Origin of the sequence: Sphingobium sp. CR2-8 (assembly GCF_035818615.1) — a bacterium.
Classification (GTDB): Bacteria; Pseudomonadota; Alphaproteobacteria; order Sphingomonadales; family Sphingomonadaceae; genus Sphingobium.
Genome location: NZ_JAYKZY010000002.1, coordinates 840,568 through 854,065 on the forward strand (window position 1 = coordinate 840,568; position 13,498 = coordinate 854,065).

17 protein-coding genes and 1 pseudogene are annotated in these 13,498 nt (G+C 65.1%); 10 read left to right on the plus strand and 8 right to left on the minus strand.

Going from position 1 to position 13,498, the window contains the following annotated elements:
- The first annotated feature begins 20 nt into the window (after nucleotides 1–20).
- Nucleotides 21–251, plus strand: coding sequence for a conjugal transfer protein TraD (locus tag U5A82_RS07960; protein WP_326289976.1), 231 nt, complete (start codon nucleotides 21–23; stop codon nucleotides 249–251).
- Here U5A82_RS07960 and U5A82_RS07965 read toward each other — a convergent pair.
- Together U5A82_RS07965 and U5A82_RS07970 are read right to left on the minus strand one after the other, a co-directional pair.
- On the minus strand, nucleotides 248–682 hold the full coding sequence (locus tag U5A82_RS07965; protein WP_326289978.1) for a hypothetical protein: 435 nt from the start codon (nucleotides 680–682) through the stop codon (nucleotides 248–250). The genes U5A82_RS07960 and U5A82_RS07965 overlap by 4 nt on opposite strands.
- A 242-nt stretch (nucleotides 683–924) precedes the next feature.
- Complete coding sequence (locus U5A82_RS07970; protein ID WP_326289980.1) at nucleotides 925–2,136, minus strand: ParB/RepB/Spo0J family partition protein; 1,212 nt, start codon at nucleotides 2,134–2,136, stop codon at nucleotides 925–927.
- Between the two features lie 811 nt (nucleotides 2,137–2,947).
- Between U5A82_RS07970 and U5A82_RS07975 the strand changes: the two genes are divergently transcribed.
- The 5 genes from U5A82_RS07975 to U5A82_RS07995 are packed head-to-tail and all read left to right on the plus strand — an operon-like array spanning nucleotide 2,948 to nucleotide 5,708.
- On the plus strand, nucleotides 2,948–3,187 hold the full coding sequence (locus U5A82_RS07975; protein WP_119745862.1) for a helix-turn-helix transcriptional regulator: 240 nt from the start codon (nucleotides 2,948–2,950) through the stop codon (nucleotides 3,185–3,187).
- Complete coding sequence (locus U5A82_RS07980) at nucleotides 3,174–3,371, plus strand: hypothetical protein (protein ID WP_326289984.1); 198 nt, start codon at nucleotides 3,174–3,176, stop codon at nucleotides 3,369–3,371. Before U5A82_RS07975 ends, U5A82_RS07980 begins: the two co-directional genes overlap by 14 nt.
- A 44-nt stretch (nucleotides 3,372–3,415) precedes the next feature.
- Nucleotides 3,416–3,700, plus strand: a complete 285-nt coding sequence (locus tag U5A82_RS07985) for a toxin-antitoxin system TumE family protein (protein ID WP_326289986.1) — start codon at nucleotides 3,416–3,418, stop codon at nucleotides 3,698–3,700.
- A complete protein-coding gene (locus U5A82_RS07990) occupies nucleotides 3,697–4,038 on the plus strand; it encodes an HVO_A0114 family putative DNA-binding protein (protein ID WP_326289988.1) in 342 nt (113 codons plus the stop codon). Before U5A82_RS07985 ends, U5A82_RS07990 begins: the two co-directional genes overlap by 4 nt.
- Nucleotides 4,039–4,067: 29 nt before the next feature.
- On the plus strand, nucleotides 4,068–5,708 hold the full coding sequence (locus U5A82_RS07995) for a recombinase family protein (protein ID WP_326289990.1): 1,641 nt from the start codon (nucleotides 4,068–4,070) through the stop codon (nucleotides 5,706–5,708).
- Between the two features lie 216 nt (nucleotides 5,709–5,924).
- Here the strand turns inward: U5A82_RS07995 and U5A82_RS08000 are convergent, their stop codons facing one another.
- The 3 genes and pseudogenes from U5A82_RS08000 to U5A82_RS21720 form a co-directional block, all read right to left on the minus strand.
- The gene (locus U5A82_RS08000) at nucleotides 5,925–6,551 is read right to left on the minus strand and encodes a hypothetical protein (protein ID WP_326289991.1); all 627 of its coding nucleotides are present in this window, start codon (nucleotides 6,549–6,551) and stop codon (nucleotides 5,925–5,927) included.
- A 66-nt stretch (nucleotides 6,552–6,617) separates the two neighbouring features.
- On the minus strand, nucleotides 6,618–7,088 hold the full coding sequence (locus U5A82_RS21715) for an AAA-type ATPase lid domain-containing protein (protein WP_442802207.1): 471 nt from the start codon (nucleotides 7,086–7,088) through the stop codon (nucleotides 6,618–6,620).
- A gap of 41 nt (nucleotides 7,089–7,129) precedes the next feature.
- Nucleotides 7,130–8,071, minus strand: a pseudogene (locus tag U5A82_RS21720) (sigma-54-dependent transcriptional regulator); the annotation flags it as partial.
- 155 nt (nucleotides 8,072–8,226) lie between these two features.
- On the opposite strand from U5A82_RS21720, the gene U5A82_RS08010 reads away from it, so the two are divergent.
- The 4 genes from U5A82_RS08010 (at nucleotide 8,227) to U5A82_RS08025 (ending at nucleotide 10,109) form a co-directional block, all read left to right on the plus strand.
- Entirely contained in the window at nucleotides 8,227–8,352 is a 126-nt protein-coding gene (locus tag U5A82_RS08010) for an aa3-type cytochrome c oxidase subunit IV (RefSeq protein ID WP_326289993.1), read from the plus strand.
- 70 nt (nucleotides 8,353–8,422) lie between these two features.
- Nucleotides 8,423–8,701 (plus strand): NAD(P) transhydrogenase subunit alpha, encoded by a 279-nt coding sequence (locus tag U5A82_RS08015; protein WP_326289995.1) that lies wholly within the window; start codon nucleotides 8,423–8,425, stop codon nucleotides 8,699–8,701.
- Nucleotides 8,698–9,348, plus strand: a complete 651-nt coding sequence (locus U5A82_RS08020; RefSeq protein WP_326289997.1) for an NAD(P)(+) transhydrogenase (Re/Si-specific) subunit beta — start codon at nucleotides 8,698–8,700, stop codon at nucleotides 9,346–9,348. The genes U5A82_RS08015 and U5A82_RS08020 overlap by 4 nt, the downstream gene beginning before the upstream one ends.
- A 71-nt stretch (nucleotides 9,349–9,419) precedes the next feature.
- Complete coding sequence (locus U5A82_RS08025) at nucleotides 9,420–10,109, plus strand: aspartate/glutamate racemase family protein (RefSeq protein ID WP_326289999.1); 690 nt, start codon at nucleotides 9,420–9,422, stop codon at nucleotides 10,107–10,109.
- A 116-nt stretch (nucleotides 10,110–10,225) separates the two neighbouring features.
- Here U5A82_RS08025 and U5A82_RS08030 read toward each other — a convergent pair whose 3' ends face one another.
- From U5A82_RS08030 to U5A82_RS08040, 3 genes are read right to left on the minus strand one after another with little or no spacing between them, the layout of a single operon-like run.
- Nucleotides 10,226–10,957, minus strand: a complete 732-nt coding sequence (locus tag U5A82_RS08030) for a FadR/GntR family transcriptional regulator (protein ID WP_326290000.1) — start codon at nucleotides 10,955–10,957, stop codon at nucleotides 10,226–10,228.
- A 16-nt stretch (nucleotides 10,958–10,973) separates the two neighbouring features.
- The gene (locus U5A82_RS08035) at nucleotides 10,974–11,897 is read right to left on the minus strand and encodes a Gfo/Idh/MocA family protein (RefSeq protein ID WP_326290002.1); all 924 of its coding nucleotides are present in this window, start codon (nucleotides 11,895–11,897) and stop codon (nucleotides 10,974–10,976) included.
- On the minus strand, nucleotides 11,894–13,471 hold the full coding sequence (locus tag U5A82_RS08040) for an aldehyde dehydrogenase (NADP(+)) (protein WP_326290004.1): 1,578 nt from the start codon (nucleotides 13,469–13,471) through the stop codon (nucleotides 11,894–11,896). The genes U5A82_RS08035 and U5A82_RS08040 overlap by 4 nt, the downstream gene beginning before the upstream one ends.
- Nucleotides 13,472–13,498: the final 27 nt, after the last annotated feature.

A 13,498-nucleotide genomic window follows, 5' to 3' on the forward strand; every position in this document is an offset into this window, starting at 1 on the left:
CACGAAAGGCGCGAACCGACATGCGGGACTGGGCCGTCGCACGCCGCGAACGCACGCGGCACCTGATCGAACTGGGCGGCCTCGTCATCAAGGCGGGCCTAGTCGATCTCACCGATGATGATCGCGCGACGCTCTACGGCGCGTTCATCACCGTTGCGGACCGGCTGCGCGGCGAGGAACGGGCCAACGCACTTGCCCTCTGGAAGCGCAAAGGCAAGCGGGCCTTCGAGGCGGAACAGGGCGACGGTTAGCGCGAAACCGACAAGCGCACATTGCCGACCGGTTCTGCCTGATACTCGACCATCGCCGCCATGGGTGGGCTGCTCTTGTCGCAATCGCGCACGGTGATGAAGTCTTCCCGGATCGCAGGACACAAGCCGGAGCCAAAGAGAATGTCCGCCAGCGCGTCGAAGGTCGTCGCCTTGGCGCGATACGCCCCGGTCCACCGCACTGCCCAAATATCTTCATTCGCCATGACCCGGTAGCCCGCCCTCTGCGCAACGTCCATGACCGCGCCTAACACCGTGTCTGCGCGCGCATCGAAGTCAAGCACGGCGGACAGGTCGGCGGGTTTGGAGCGGACGACTTGCGCGGATTTTACCCGCCATAGCGTTGCCTCGGCACCCGCCATGAAGAAGCACAGGCAGACAATCGCCAAGGGGAGATGGTCAATCCAGTCCATGAACCTCTCGGCGTGCCAGAATCGGCGAAGCGGAATGAGCGGGTTCCATCGACTCTGTAGCGGGTCGACACGTCGCATGATCCGCCATGTCCGTTGCAGCATGTTTGCGCGGCGAGCAGGCTCGGAAAGGGCTATCGCAGTTGTCGGCTCTCCGGGTGGCGGAAGCATCGGCGCTGGCAGGTTTGCGGCGAGCGAAGCCTGATGATCCGCGACGGCGCACGCTGCGCGTTCCGCCAATATCTCTACCCGTGCGAATGCCCATGACAGTTCCTCGCCCGAAATGCGGTAGGATCGCCCATAGCGTGCTTCGACATAGGCGCGGCGTATGCAGCCGAACGCGCGGCGCTCGAACCGGCTGTCTCGTGGCCATGCGGAACACAGACGCGGGTCCAGCGCTTCCGCCGCCTCGCGCAGCTCATCCAGCGCACGGCGGCATGGCGGTGCAAATCGACATAGTTCTGGATCGGCGCGCTGATCTCCGGGCGCACCGGCTTGATTGCAGCTTTGCCTTTCTCACGCCTCCGGGCTTCCTTGGTGGTCAGATAGCCCTCATGGAAGGTGACTTCGCCGCGATGGCTGGTGGCGACATAGACGCGCCCGCCTTTCTTCTTCGGGAAGCGCTCATACTCCCAACTGTGGAAATACTCACCGCGCTCCATGACGACGACCTCCGGCCATCCCGCCTCGCGATAGCCTGCGGCTCGGTCCTCGACCGCCGCCATCTGCGCCGTCCAGAAATCGGAGGGGCAGGCGAAATAGCTGTCCTCGCCGAACAGATCGGAAATGACCTCACCGGAATAGCTGGTAAGGTCGAACAGCGCGACCTTGGTGGAAAGGGCTACACTACTCATCAGCCAAAATTTGAGATTCTGACCCTTGGGGGCATGATCGCTCTCGCTGTCGAGCAATGCCAGCCAGCCCCGCTGCTGCCCCTTGGTGGCAAGGGTCAGGTGCCGAACGGTGACGGCATCGATCCTGTCGGCCCGATAGAGATTGCGGATGCGGGGCATGAGATTGCCCAACGCAAGGGTGCGCTTCACCTGTAATGCGGTCAGGCCGAAGGTAAGGGAAATGTCCTCCACATTGCGGCCTTCCCGGACCAGCCGCGTAAATGTTTCGCATTGAGTCATCTCGTCAGGGTCCAGGCGTGCGATATTCTCGATCAGCGACGCTTCCAGCGCTGCCGCGTCGTCACCCGCTTCCATGATCGCGCAGGGTAGCGGATCGATGCTCCCGCTTTCCTCCGCCACGGCCAGCGCTGCATGGTAGCGCCGCTTGCCTGCTACGATCTCATACGTCTCTGGTGATCCATTCTGCCGCACGATCAACGGCACGAGGATGCCACGCGCGCGAACGGACGGCAGGATATTGGTCAGGTCCGGTGCCTTCTTCACGCCCCGCATGTTGGTGGGCGAAACCGAGAGGCAGGCGATGTCGATATGCTTGAGTTCCATTGTCCTTACTCCTTGCCAAAACACCGGCCCCGAAAGAGCGGGGTGGGCGGCAAGAGCGACCGGAAGGCGCGTCGGCAGAGGCGGGCTGCACCTGCAAGGCTGGAACGAAGAGGAAGACCCGGCACCGCCGGGTTGCAGCCCGCCGCGACGGGCCTAGAGGGTAGCGACGCCCACACCGCTTGCAGGAGCCTGCCAACATTATCGCGCCCGGCGCGATGTCCGCATGGGGATTGGCCTGACAATCCCCCGCGTCATGCGATCGTAACGCCAAAGGTGACGAGACGGCGCGCAGCGGTGGCTCGGTGGAGCGAAGCGGAATAGAGCGCGGCCCGCGCGGAACGCGCGGGGACGCCCACTACCTGCCACCCGCACACTGCACCCTGCACCCTGTCTGAGAAATCTCGACTCTGAAATGCGCAAGGCGGCGTGCCAATGCGAAACCGGCACTACAGTGCCCATACCCTTGCGGGGCGGGAGCGTTTGCGGCAGATTGATTTGCGACGGGCAGGCCATCTGAAAGGACGATGGATATGCCAAATACATCATAGCTCAGACGATCTGCGGGGACCGACGAGCGTAAAAAGCGTGGCAACCAGGCAACAGCGCCTGAGAAAATGCGCATGGGTGATGAGGCAGGCAAATTCCCGCCAATTCCCTCTACGTCCGCCGATGTCCCTCATCGTCCCTCTACAGCCCTACGACATGTATCCGGGCGGCCTGACAGGCTGCAACGGATGTCTTGTCTTGCGCGGAAACTCCGCCAATGCTGGCTTTAGGGGGCTTTGGCAACGCATGACTTGAAAGCTCTCTTATGCCCAACACCGATCGTATCATTCGCCTCAAAACCGTTCTCGACCGCACCGGCCTTTCCCGGTCCACCATCTACCGCAAGATCGCGGAAGGGACATTCCCTCGGCAAGTGCCGATCAGCGTCCATGGTGCTGGCTGGCACGAGTCCGCCGTCAATCGCTGGGTCGCCGATCCCGCCGCTTACCGGCCGGACAACGACAATCCTCCATCGCTTGGGAAGTCTGGCCATGGAGAAGGGTGACAACGCCGCGCCGCCCAATCGACTGACCGCCGCCAACGATAACGGGACGGGCACTGAGCCGCCCAGCGTGGACATAGATGCGGCGCTGATCCGCATCGCGGAGGCCATCGGCCGCCATATTGCGCGCCAGCATATTCGCGCGTGCAGGGCGTCCAATGACAATGAGCCGAAAGGGACAGGCTGATGGAGTCATTGACATCAATGCAATTCGATGGCATATAATCCATCATGAAGGCGGAACCGTTGCTCAACGAACGTCACCAGCTTGATGCGAAGTCCTTTGTAGAGCTTCGTATCTGGCGGGTGCCGCAGCCGGTGAAGGGATCGATACACGATCTCAAATATGCCCTCGCCTATATTGTCGATGGCGTCTGTGTGCTGCGCTACGACAATGAGGCAGGCAAGGGCGATCACCGACATATCGGCGAGAGCGAAACGGCCTATGCCTTCACGACGCCCGCCGCATTGCTGGCGGACTTCTGGAAGGACGTGGACCAATGGAGGCAAAAATGAACATCGTAACGCTCTCCGTCGCCAGCCGCGACGATGTGACGCGCCGTGCGCTTGCCGCTTTCGGGGGCGAGGCCGAGGGCGCGCATCATAGCTTCGCCAGTCCCGATCTGTTGTGGCAGACGCTCACCCGCAAGCGCTGGGATTTGATCCAGGCGATGACCGGACAGGGCGTCATGTCGATCCGTGAGGCCGCGCGGCGCGTGGGCCGGGACATGAAGGCGGTGCATGGCGACGTGCAGGCACTCATCTGCGCTGGTGTAATCCATAAGGAAGGGCGCGGCATCGTCTTTCCCTATGACGGCGTCCATGTCGATTTCATGCTGACTAAGGCTGCCTGACGGCGGAACGGATCGCAGGAGTTTTTCTCATGACCCGCATTGCCCTTTATGCCCGTTACTCCTCGGACCAGCAGAGCGCCGCATCGATCGAGGATCAGCTTCGCATCTGCCGCGAGCGCGCCAAGCGTGAGGGCTGGCATGTCGTCCACAGCTATCAGGATGCCGCGATCTCGGGCGCGAGCATGATCCTGCGTCCGGGCATTCAATCGCTACTCCAGGACGCGCAGGCGGGTAAGTTCGACATCGTTATTGCCGAAGCGCTCGACCGTGTGTCGCGCGATCAGGCGGACGTGGCGACGCTCTACAAGCATCTTCAGTTTGCGCGCGTGCCGCTGGTGACGCTGGCCGAAGGCGAGATTTCCGAACTGCATGTCGGCCTCAAGGGCACGATGAACGCGCTGTTCCTCAAGGATCTCGCCAAGAAGACCCACCGCGGGCAGCGCGGGCGCGTCGAGAAGGGGTTTTCGGCGGGGCCGGTGGGCTATGGCTATCGCACGGTGCGGCGGCTTTCGAGCGAAGGCGAACTGGTGCGCGGCGAATGCCGGATCGAGCCGTCGGAGGCGCCTATTGTGGAGCGCATCTTCCGCGAGTTCGCGGCGGGCAAGAGTCCGCGCGCTATCGCGCGTGACCTGAACCGGGACGGCATTCCTGGTCCATCCGGTCGCCCTTGGAGCGATACGACCATACGCGGCAAGCCCAAGCTGGGCATCGGCATCCTCCACAACGAAATGTATGTCGGGGTGCGGGTCTGGAATCGCAAGCAGGCCGTCAAAGACCCCCGCACGGGACAGACCCTGCGGCGTCTCAATCCCGAATCCGAATGGGTCCGGGTCGAAGTGCCTGGCCTGCGAATCGTCAATGACGATATGTGGCAGGCGGTGAGGCGGCGGCAAGATGTGCTGGTCGAGCAATATAAGCCGCTGATCGATGGCCTTCATGCGGCGCAGACGAGCCGGATGCACCGGGCCCGTCGTCCCGTCACTCTGCTGTCGGGCCTTGTCGAGTGCGGCATGTGCGGCGGCACGGTGGGCTTGGCGGTCAACGGGCGGTTTGGCTGTATCAATCACCATCGCCGCCATATCTGCGCCAACAACCGGACCATTCGCCGCGAGGTGCTGGAAGAGCGGGCGCTTGCGGGTCTGCGCGAACGGCTGGTGTCGCCGGAGAAGGTGCACGCGGCGGTCGCCGCTTACGCCAAACATATCAACCAAGAGAACCGCGAGAAACAGGCGCAGGTCGAAGCCGACCGCCGCGCGCTGGACAAGATCGAGCGCGCCATTGCCGGGATCATGACGGCGATCGAGGACGGGCTATACCAGCCCACGATGAAGGCCCGCATGGCGGAACTGGAGCGGCAGAAGACCGAAATCGCTGCCCGCATGGCGTTGGCCCCGCAAGCTGTTCCAGACGTTCATCCCGGCATCGCTGGAATCTACGAACGGGAGGTGGAGCGATTCACCCAAGCGCTCGAAGACCCGGAAACCCGCCTCGACGCCTCCGATGCCATTCGTTCGCTCATTCACCGGATTGTCCTGCATCCCGGCGAAATGCGAGGCGAAATCCACGCCACGCTTCATGGTGCTCTGATGGGCATTCTCGACTTTGCAAAGGAAACCCCTCGGCCCGAAGCCGTTGTTACGACAAAGGTGGCTCAGGGTTCGCTGGGGTGACGTAGAGAGGTAATCAGTCGGCTCGCACCCCGCACCGCCACACCACCCGCCAGTGCACGGCGCCACCGCCCGACCTGTCCTATATCCACGCCGCCATGCTATCCCCGCGATCCCGGCTCTTTCCCACCGTCCGTCCATCCCGCCAGCCCACGACATAAAATGTCCAACACCTGACACAATATGTCGAAATCAGCAGGAAATGTGCGAAGTTAAGCCTTACCTCGCATCCGCCGCATTGCTCGCCTTGGCCTCTGGCACGGCCGGTTCGGTGATCGCCTTCGGCCCGAATGTGCGCAGGCTGCCCAGCGTCTGATCGGCAATGCCCTGATATTGTTCGCTCAGCATTTCGGGATAGACGAAGGTCGCCGTCACGATCGCGCCATCGGCCTGTTTGAGCAGGCGGATCGCGACATTATTGCCTTCGCCGTCATTGGCGGTGCCGCGATATTCGTTCGTGCCGATATAGTCGCCATCGACGCCCTCCGACCCGCTGCTGACCGCTTCGACGATCTGCTGGAGCGTTTGGTCATTCTCGTTCTTCTGCCAGAATACGCGGACATCGGCCCCCGCGCCAGGATCCTGATAGACCGCGCCGTCGGTATTGCTGGCGTCCTTGTCGATCGTCCAGCCTTCGGGGAAGGTCACGGAAAAGCCGTGCGCCTGGTTCACATAATTGCGCGTATCGCTGTCGTCCGCCGCGGCGTTGGACAGCGCATTGGCGGCGGCGGCGTTGGCGGCTGCGGCCAGTTCCTCCTGGCTGGGCATATCGGCGACCGGTTCGGTCCGGCCGCAGGCGGCGAGCAGCAGGAGGGGAAGGCTGACGGCAAAAGCGATATGTTTCATGGCGCAATCCAAAGCATAGGCGCGCGCATAATTCAACGCCGCAAGCCGTCGCCGCCGATCATCCGGTCATGCCGCGCTATCGATGCCCAGTTCGGCCAGCTTGCGATAGAGGGTGGACCGGCCGATGCCCAGCCGTCGCGCCACTTCCGTCATGCGCCCGCGATAATGGCCGATCGCCAGGCGAATGACGTCCGCCTCTATCTCCGCCAACTGGCGGACATGGCCGTCGCCTTCGAACAGGGTGATGCCCGCGCCGTCGCGATGCGGCTGGCTGGGGCCGCGCGGCCGCAGCGTATGAACGCTGGCGCCCGCCTGGATCTGCGCCGCGATCTGCGGGAAATCCTGCGGCGTCAGCGCGTCGCCCTCGCACAGCACGGCGGCGCGGAAGAGGGCGTTCTGCAACTGGCGGACATTGCCCGGCCAGCCATGCTGCATCAGCAGCGCCAGCGCATCGTCGGTGACGCCCAGGCCGCGCAGCCCCGGCTGGGTCGCGATGCGGGTCAGCAGATGGCGGCAAAGCGCGGGAATATCGCCCATCCGCTCGCGCAGGGGCGGCACCGTCAACTGGACGACGTTCAGCCGATAATAGAGATCCTCGCGGAAGCGCCCGGCCTCCACCTCCTCGATCAGCCGCTTGTTGGTCGCGGCGATCACGCGCACATCGACATGGATCGGGCGGCGCGCGCCGATCGGCTGGACCTCGCCATCCTGCAAGACCCGCAGCAGCTTCACCTGCGCGTCGAGCGGCATTTCGCTCACTTCGTCCAGGAAGATCGTGCCCATTTCGGCGCTGGCGAACTTGCCGACATGGCGGTCGAACGCGCCGGTGAACGCGCCGCGTTCATGCCCGAAAAGCTCCGATTCGACCAGGTTGGCGGGGATCGCGCCGCAATTGACCGTGACCATCGCCTGCTTGTGCCGGGGGACGCGGCGTGGATCGCGCGGGCGATGACATCCTTGCCGACGCCGCTTTCGCCCTCGATCAATACGGGGATACGGGCGCGCGCCGCCTTCGCCGCGATGGCGAGTGCCGCGCGGAATTGCGGGGCGGACCCAACGACATCCTCGAAGGAGAGGGGAGCGGTGATCTTTTCGGTGAGCGGGCGCAACTCGCCTGCCGCCGCGCCTTCGGCCAGGGTCGCATTGAGCGCGGCGAGCAGCCGTTCGGGCGCGATCGGCTTGGACAGATAGTCGGTGGCGCCCGCGCGCATCGCCTCCACGGCGATGGCGACATTATTGTGGGCGGTCAGGATCAGGATCGGCAGCGCCGGCCGACGACTGCGAATCTCGCGGATCAGGCCGGACGGCTCATAATCGGGACTCCACTGGTCCAGGATGATCGCGTCCAGCATCATCCCGTCCTGCGTGCCCAGCGTCGCGATCGCGGTTTCGCCGTCGGCCGCGAAGATGGTGCGCCATCCGGCACGCGCCCCCAATGCCGACACCAGACGCCGCTGCGCCGGTTCGTCATCGATCAGCATCAACATCGGTACGCCGTCGCGCGCCATCAAATCCCTCATCTGTAAAGCCGGGGACGATGGTAAGCGCAGGGGGTAAAGGCGTGCTTAACCGCGACGAATTTTCTTGGGCATGCCGGGTTGAGGGCGCAGGGCCTTGACGATAAGAGGTGGCGACAATCGCTTTTAGGCACATCGCGCAGACAAGGGGACAGGATATGGCGTCAGAAGGCAATATGAAGGCCGCGAACCAGACCTACGGCAGCTTCGTCGGCTTCGTCAAATGGGGCACGATCGTCAGCGTCGCGCTCGCCGCGCTGGTGGTGCTGCTGATTTCCAGCTGACAGCGCGCCTGTCCGGCATGGGGAACGCGCCTTGGACGGCGGGCCTAGGGGCATGAACGGCCTTGGCCTTATGCCCGTTTTCCTCCTCGCCTGCCTGGGCGGCTATGTCGTTGCCCGGCCGGGCGCTGACGCCGCCACACCCTATTGGCGCGCAGGCGTCGGCGGCGTCGCCGCCATCATACTGGTCGGCGCACTAATCGCCGCAGCCGAAGCGGGCAGCGCGGCGGCGCGCTACATGGCGCTGATGGCGCTGTTATGCGCCAGCACGGCGGCCGTCCTGTTGCTGGGCGTGGTCGAACGGCGCTGGCCGCCGATCGAACAAGACACGGTCGAAGGCGATCCCGAATGATGCCGCTGTCCGGCGTAGCATTGCTGGGCGCACGGATGGATGGGGTCGATCCGTCGCCGCTGGTGGCGGGCGCCTATCTTCTGTCCGGCGTCCTGCTGCTGGCTGCCCTGCGGTGGCGTGGGCAGCGCCACGGCAACCGGATCGCCATGGCGGGCATCGCGCTGGCGCTCGCTGCCGCGCTCTACAGCCATGATGTCATGAACCTGCCCGAAATCGCGAGCGCTCTGGTGATCGGCGGCAGCATCGGCCTGTTGCTGGCGCGCCGGTGTGCGGCGCGGATGCTGCCCTGGCTGGTCGTCGTGGCGCATGGTCTGCTGGGCATGGCGGCGATGGCGACCGCCTGCGCCCTGTGGCTCAATCCGTTCGCCTTCGCGCTGGTGGGCGACGACGGCAGAATCACGCCGGACAATCGGCTGCTGCTGGCGGCAGGCTTTACCATCGGGGCCATGGTGGTGGTCGGGGCGTTGCTGGTGGCGGTGACACGCAGACAGACCGGGCTGGCGTGGATCGGCAGTGGCGCAGGTTGGGCCGCGGTGACGCTGGGCTTTGCGCTGGGCAACAGCGCGATGGTGATGGCGGGCGCTCTGGCGGGTGTGGCCGGATGGCGGTTGGGCTGGCGCGCGCGCAGGATCGGACCGGCCGTGTGAAGGGCCTTGCTCACCGACCCGCCCTTATCCTAACCCTGCACCCCTGATCCCCCATCCGCTGCGGAGACACTATGCATATACTCGGCCTGATCGGCGGCCTTAGCTGGACCTCCACCGCGCGCTATTATGAGATCATCAACCAGGCGGTGCATCGTGCGCTGGGCGGCCAGCATAGCGCGCCGCTCCTGATCGACAGCCTGGACTTCGCCACGATCGCGGGATGCACGACCGATGCGGAATGGGACCAGGCCGCCACGCAACTGATCGCCGCGGCGCAGCGGCTGGAGACGGCAGGCGCGGGTGCACTCCTGATCTGCGCCAACTCCATGCATCGCGTCTATGACCGGGTGCAGGCGGCGGTGAACATTCCCATCCTCCACATCGCCGAACTGGTGGGGCAAAAGATGCAGGCCGATGGCATCACATCCGCCGCGCTGGTGGGCACACGCAACGTGATGACCGAAAAATTCTATCGGCAAAGGCTCGTGTCCCACGGCATTTCGCTGCTGCCCGCCGATATGGAACTGGCCGAGCGGATCGACCGGATCGTCTATGACGAACTGACCGTGGGCAAGGTGAGCAAGGAGTCCGAACGCTATATGAAGTCGGAACTGACCGATATCGCGAAGGAAGATGTGCAGGCGGTCGTGCTGGCCTGCACCGAACTGGAACGGATCGTCGACGTGAAGGCCAATGTGCTGCCGATCTACGATTGCACCAGCATCCACGCCAAGGCGGGGGCGGCGTTTATCCTGGGGTGAGGTTGGCTCATCAGTAAATGTGTTCCCGCGAAGGCGGGAACCCAGTCCCGCCATAACGATTGTCGGTGACCTCAGAACTGCGTTTCCGCCTACGCTAAAACACGGCGATCTTCGGCTCAGCCTGGCTCCGCCAGCGCGATATCCATGTCGGCCAGCGCCAGGCGCAGCAGTTCCGCCATGGTCGTGCGCGCCGCCGCCGTGTCGCGCGCGGCGATCGCCTGGAATACGGCGCGATGGTCGGGCAGGGGGTCGCGGGGCATCAGCTGCTTGCGATGCTTGAATGTCGTGGTCCAGCTGACCGCCGCGCCCACCGAACTGGCCAGTGCCTCCAGCGCATCATTATGGGTGGCGGCCAATATGGCGTGGTGGAAACGCTGGTCGGCGGCGCGCCCGTCCGGCGTCGACAGGCCGAACCGCCCCATGTCGGTCAGCGCCGCTTCCATCGTGGCGATCTGATCGTCGGTGCGGCGGCGGGCGGCGAATTCGGCGGCCGCCGGTTCGATCACGCCGCGCAGTTCGAACAGGTCGCGGATGAACCCCGCGTCCGGCTCGCCCGCGAACATCCAGGCGAGCATTTCGGGGTCCAGCACGTTCCAGCGGCTGCGCGGCAGCACGCGGGTGCCTGCCTTGGGCCGACTTTCCAGCATGCCCTTGGCGATCAGGATGCGCACCGCTTCGCGATAGGCGGTGCGCGATACGCCCAGCCGCTCCGACGCCTCGATCTCGCCCTCGAACAATTCACCGGGCTTGTGTCGGCCGGTCAGGATCGCGGTGCCCAGGTCGCGGGCGATCGTCTGGTGGATGCGCAAGACGCTCTCCTCCGATCCGATCTTGCGCCCGCTGCCCACGTCCCGTTCCCCTATATCAATCCTCGAATGCAGCCGTAGGGCAATGCCGCCCGCAAAGGAAGGCGTCCGCCACCAGACGGAGCGGCGCGGTGTCGGCGTCGATCGCCTTGTCCGCCACCAGGCCGACGAAGCGTCGATACATGGTCGGATATTCCTCGTCCGGGGCCTTCATCTGCACTTCGCCGTCGAGGCGCAAGCTATTGCCGCCTTCGGACAATAGCAGGCTGCCCTTGTCGGTTTCGACCGCAATGTCCCAGGTCTGGGGACCGGTCTGACGCCAGTCGAACACGGTATCGATCGCCGCGCCCGAAGCCGTCGCCATCTGGAGCGTCGCGCCGATGGGCGCCTGCTTGTTGGAAGGCACTTCCAGTTCGGCGGACAGGACGGTGATCGGCTCGCCCACGATCTCGGTCAGGATCGACAGGGCGTTGATGCCCGGATCGAACACGCCGAACCCGCCGGCTTCCCAGATCCAGGGCTGGCCCGGATGCCAGTGGCGGACATCCTCGCGCCACTGGATGTCGATCCGCTCGACCTTGCGCTCCGCGATCCAGGCCTTCGCCTGGGCCACGGCGGCGGCGTAGCGGCTGTGCCAGCTGGCGTAGAGCGTGACGCCCTGGGCCTTCGCCAGCGCGGTCAGCGCTTCCACTTCGGACACGGTCGCGCCCGGCGGCTTTTCCAGGAACACATGCTTGCCCGCCAGCAGCGCCTGCCGCGCCGCGTGATAGCGGACCTGCGGCGGCTGGCACAGGATGACGGCGTCCAGGTCGGGTTCGCCCGCCAGCATCGCGCCGAGGTCGGGATAGTTGTTCACCCCTTCCCCCTGCGCGTTGCGGCTGGCGACGGCGACCAGTTCGATGCCGTCGATCTTCGCAATGGCGGGCAGGTGCTGATCGCGCGCGATTTTACCCAGCCCTACCAGACCTGCCCGGATCGTCATGCGGCCACTTCCAGCTTGCCTTCGTTCCGGCGCGTCAGACCCCAGGGATTGGCGTCCTGGAGCGCGGGCGGCAGCAGCGCATCGCTCAGATCCTGATAGCAGACGGGGCGCAGGAAGCGCATCATCGCCAGTGTGCCGACCGAGGTCGAGCGGCCGTCGGATGTCGACGGGAAGGGACCGCCATGGACCATGGCATGAGTCACTTCCACGCCGGTGGGCCAGCCATTGGCCAGAACGCGGCCGACCTTGCGGGACAGCGTGGGCAACAGCTTGGCGGCGTTGTCCGCATCGCTGGCTTCCATCTGGAGCGTGGCGGTCAGCTGGCCTTCCAGATCGGCGATGGTGGCGATGACGTCCTCGATCGTGGCGCACTTCACCAGGATGGAGGATGCGCCGAACACTTCATGCGCCAGCGCCGGGTTGGCGCGGAACTGGTCGGACGCGGTGGCGAAGAATGCGGACTGGCCCCGGTTGGCGCCGTCCGCTTCCGTGCCACGCGCGACGGTGGTGACGCCATCGGCGCTTGCCAGCGCCTCGACGCCCTTTTCATAGGCGGCGTGGATGCCGGGCGTCAGCATGACCTGCGCCGCGTTGGCGGACAGGGCCTTGGCGGCCGATGCGACGAACGTGTCGAGATCGGGGCTGTCGAGCGCGATCACCAGGCCGGGGTTGGTGCAGAACTGGCCGGCGAACAGCGACATGGAGCCGACGAACGCGGTGCCCAAGGCTTCGGCGCGCGCAGCGAGCGCGCCGGGCAGCAGGACGACCGGGTTGATCGACGACATTTCCGAATAGACCGGGATCGGCTCCGGGCGGTTGGCCGCGATCTGCATGAGCGCGATGCCGCCGCCGCGCGATCCGGTAAAGCCCACCGCCTTGATGCGCGGATCGGCGACCAGCGCGCCGCCCAGATCATTGGTGGTGCCGGGCAGGTAGGAGAAGACGCCTTCGGGCAGGCCGCACGCCGCGACCGCCGCGATGATTGCTCGGGCGACCAGTTCGCCGGTGCCGGGGTGCGCAGGATGGCCCTTTACGACGACCGGGCAACCGGCGGCGAAGGCCGACGCGGTGTCGCCGCCCGCGACCGAGAAGGCGAGCGGGAAGTTGGATGCACCGAACACGGCGACGGGGCCAAGGCCCACATTGACGCGGCGCAGATCCGAACGGGGCAGGGGGGCGCGGTCGGGCAGCGCCTTGTCGATGGTGGCGTCGAGCCAGTCGCCCTGGCGGACATAGCTGGCGAACAGGCGCAACTGGCCGACGGTGCGGCCACGCTCGCCCTCCAGGCGACCACGGGGCAGGCCGGATTCGCTCATCGCGGTGGTGATGAGCAGGTCGCCGATGGCGACGATCTGGTCGGCGACGCTTTCCAGGAAAGTGGCGCGGGCGTCGGGGGTCAGGGTGGAAAAGGTTTCGAATGCGGCGTCGGCCAGCGCGGTGGCGTCAGCGACATCGGCGGTGGATGCGTTGGAGAAGGCGATCTCGCCCTTCGCACCGGTCGACGGGTCGATGGCGTAGAAAGGCGCGCCGCCGGTGCGCTCGCTCGCGCCGATAAGGATGGCTCCGTTGAACATGGTCGTTCTCCTGAAAATCATTCAAAT

Bases quoted from the DNA above. Each gene is read 5' to 3' on its own strand.
- U5A82_RS07990 (WP_326289988.1), top strand. From the start codon at position 3,697: ATGAACATCGTAACGCTCTCCGTCGCCAGCCGCGACGATGTGACGCGC.
- U5A82_RS07965 (WP_326289978.1), bottom strand. From the start codon at position 682: ATGGACTGGATTGACCATCTCCCCTTGGCGATTGTCTGCCTGTGCTTC.
- U5A82_RS08000 (WP_326289991.1), bottom strand. From the start codon at position 6,551: ATGAAACATATCGCTTTTGCCGTCAGCCTTCCCCTCCTGCTGCTCGCC.
- U5A82_RS08015 (WP_326289995.1), top strand. From the start codon at position 8,423: ATGCCCGTTTTCCTCCTCGCCTGCCTGGGCGGCTATGTCGTTGCCCGG.
- U5A82_RS08020 (WP_326289997.1), top strand. From the start codon at position 8,698: ATGATGCCGCTGTCCGGCGTAGCATTGCTGGGCGCACGGATGGATGGG.
- U5A82_RS08040 (WP_326290004.1), bottom strand. From the start codon at position 13,471: ATGTTCAACGGAGCCATCCTTATCGGCGCGAGCGAGCGCACCGGCGGC.
- U5A82_RS08025 (WP_326289999.1), top strand. From the start codon at position 9,420: ATGCATATACTCGGCCTGATCGGCGGCCTTAGCTGGACCTCCACCGCG.
- U5A82_RS07995 (WP_326289990.1), top strand. From the start codon at position 4,068: ATGACCCGCATTGCCCTTTATGCCCGTTACTCCTCGGACCAGCAGAGC.
- U5A82_RS07985 (WP_326289986.1), top strand. From the start codon at position 3,416: ATGAAGGCGGAACCGTTGCTCAACGAACGTCACCAGCTTGATGCGAAG.
- U5A82_RS07960 (WP_326289976.1), top strand. From the start codon at position 21: ATGCGGGACTGGGCCGTCGCACGCCGCGAACGCACGCGGCACCTGATC.
- U5A82_RS21715 (WP_442802207.1), bottom strand. From the start codon at position 7,088: ATGGGCGATATTCCCGCGCTTTGCCGCCATCTGCTGACCCGCATCGCG.
- U5A82_RS08035 (WP_326290002.1), bottom strand. From the start codon at position 11,897: ATGACGATCCGGGCAGGTCTGGTAGGGCTGGGTAAAATCGCGCGCGAT.
- U5A82_RS07975 (WP_119745862.1), top strand. From the start codon at position 2,948: ATGCCCAACACCGATCGTATCATTCGCCTCAAAACCGTTCTCGACCGC.
- U5A82_RS08010 (WP_326289993.1), top strand. From the start codon at position 8,227: ATGGCGTCAGAAGGCAATATGAAGGCCGCGAACCAGACCTACGGCAGC.
- U5A82_RS07980 (WP_326289984.1), top strand. From the start codon at position 3,174: ATGGAGAAGGGTGACAACGCCGCGCCGCCCAATCGACTGACCGCCGCC.
- U5A82_RS07970 (WP_326289980.1), bottom strand. From the start codon at position 2,136: ATGGAACTCAAGCATATCGACATCGCCTGCCTCTCGGTTTCGCCCACC.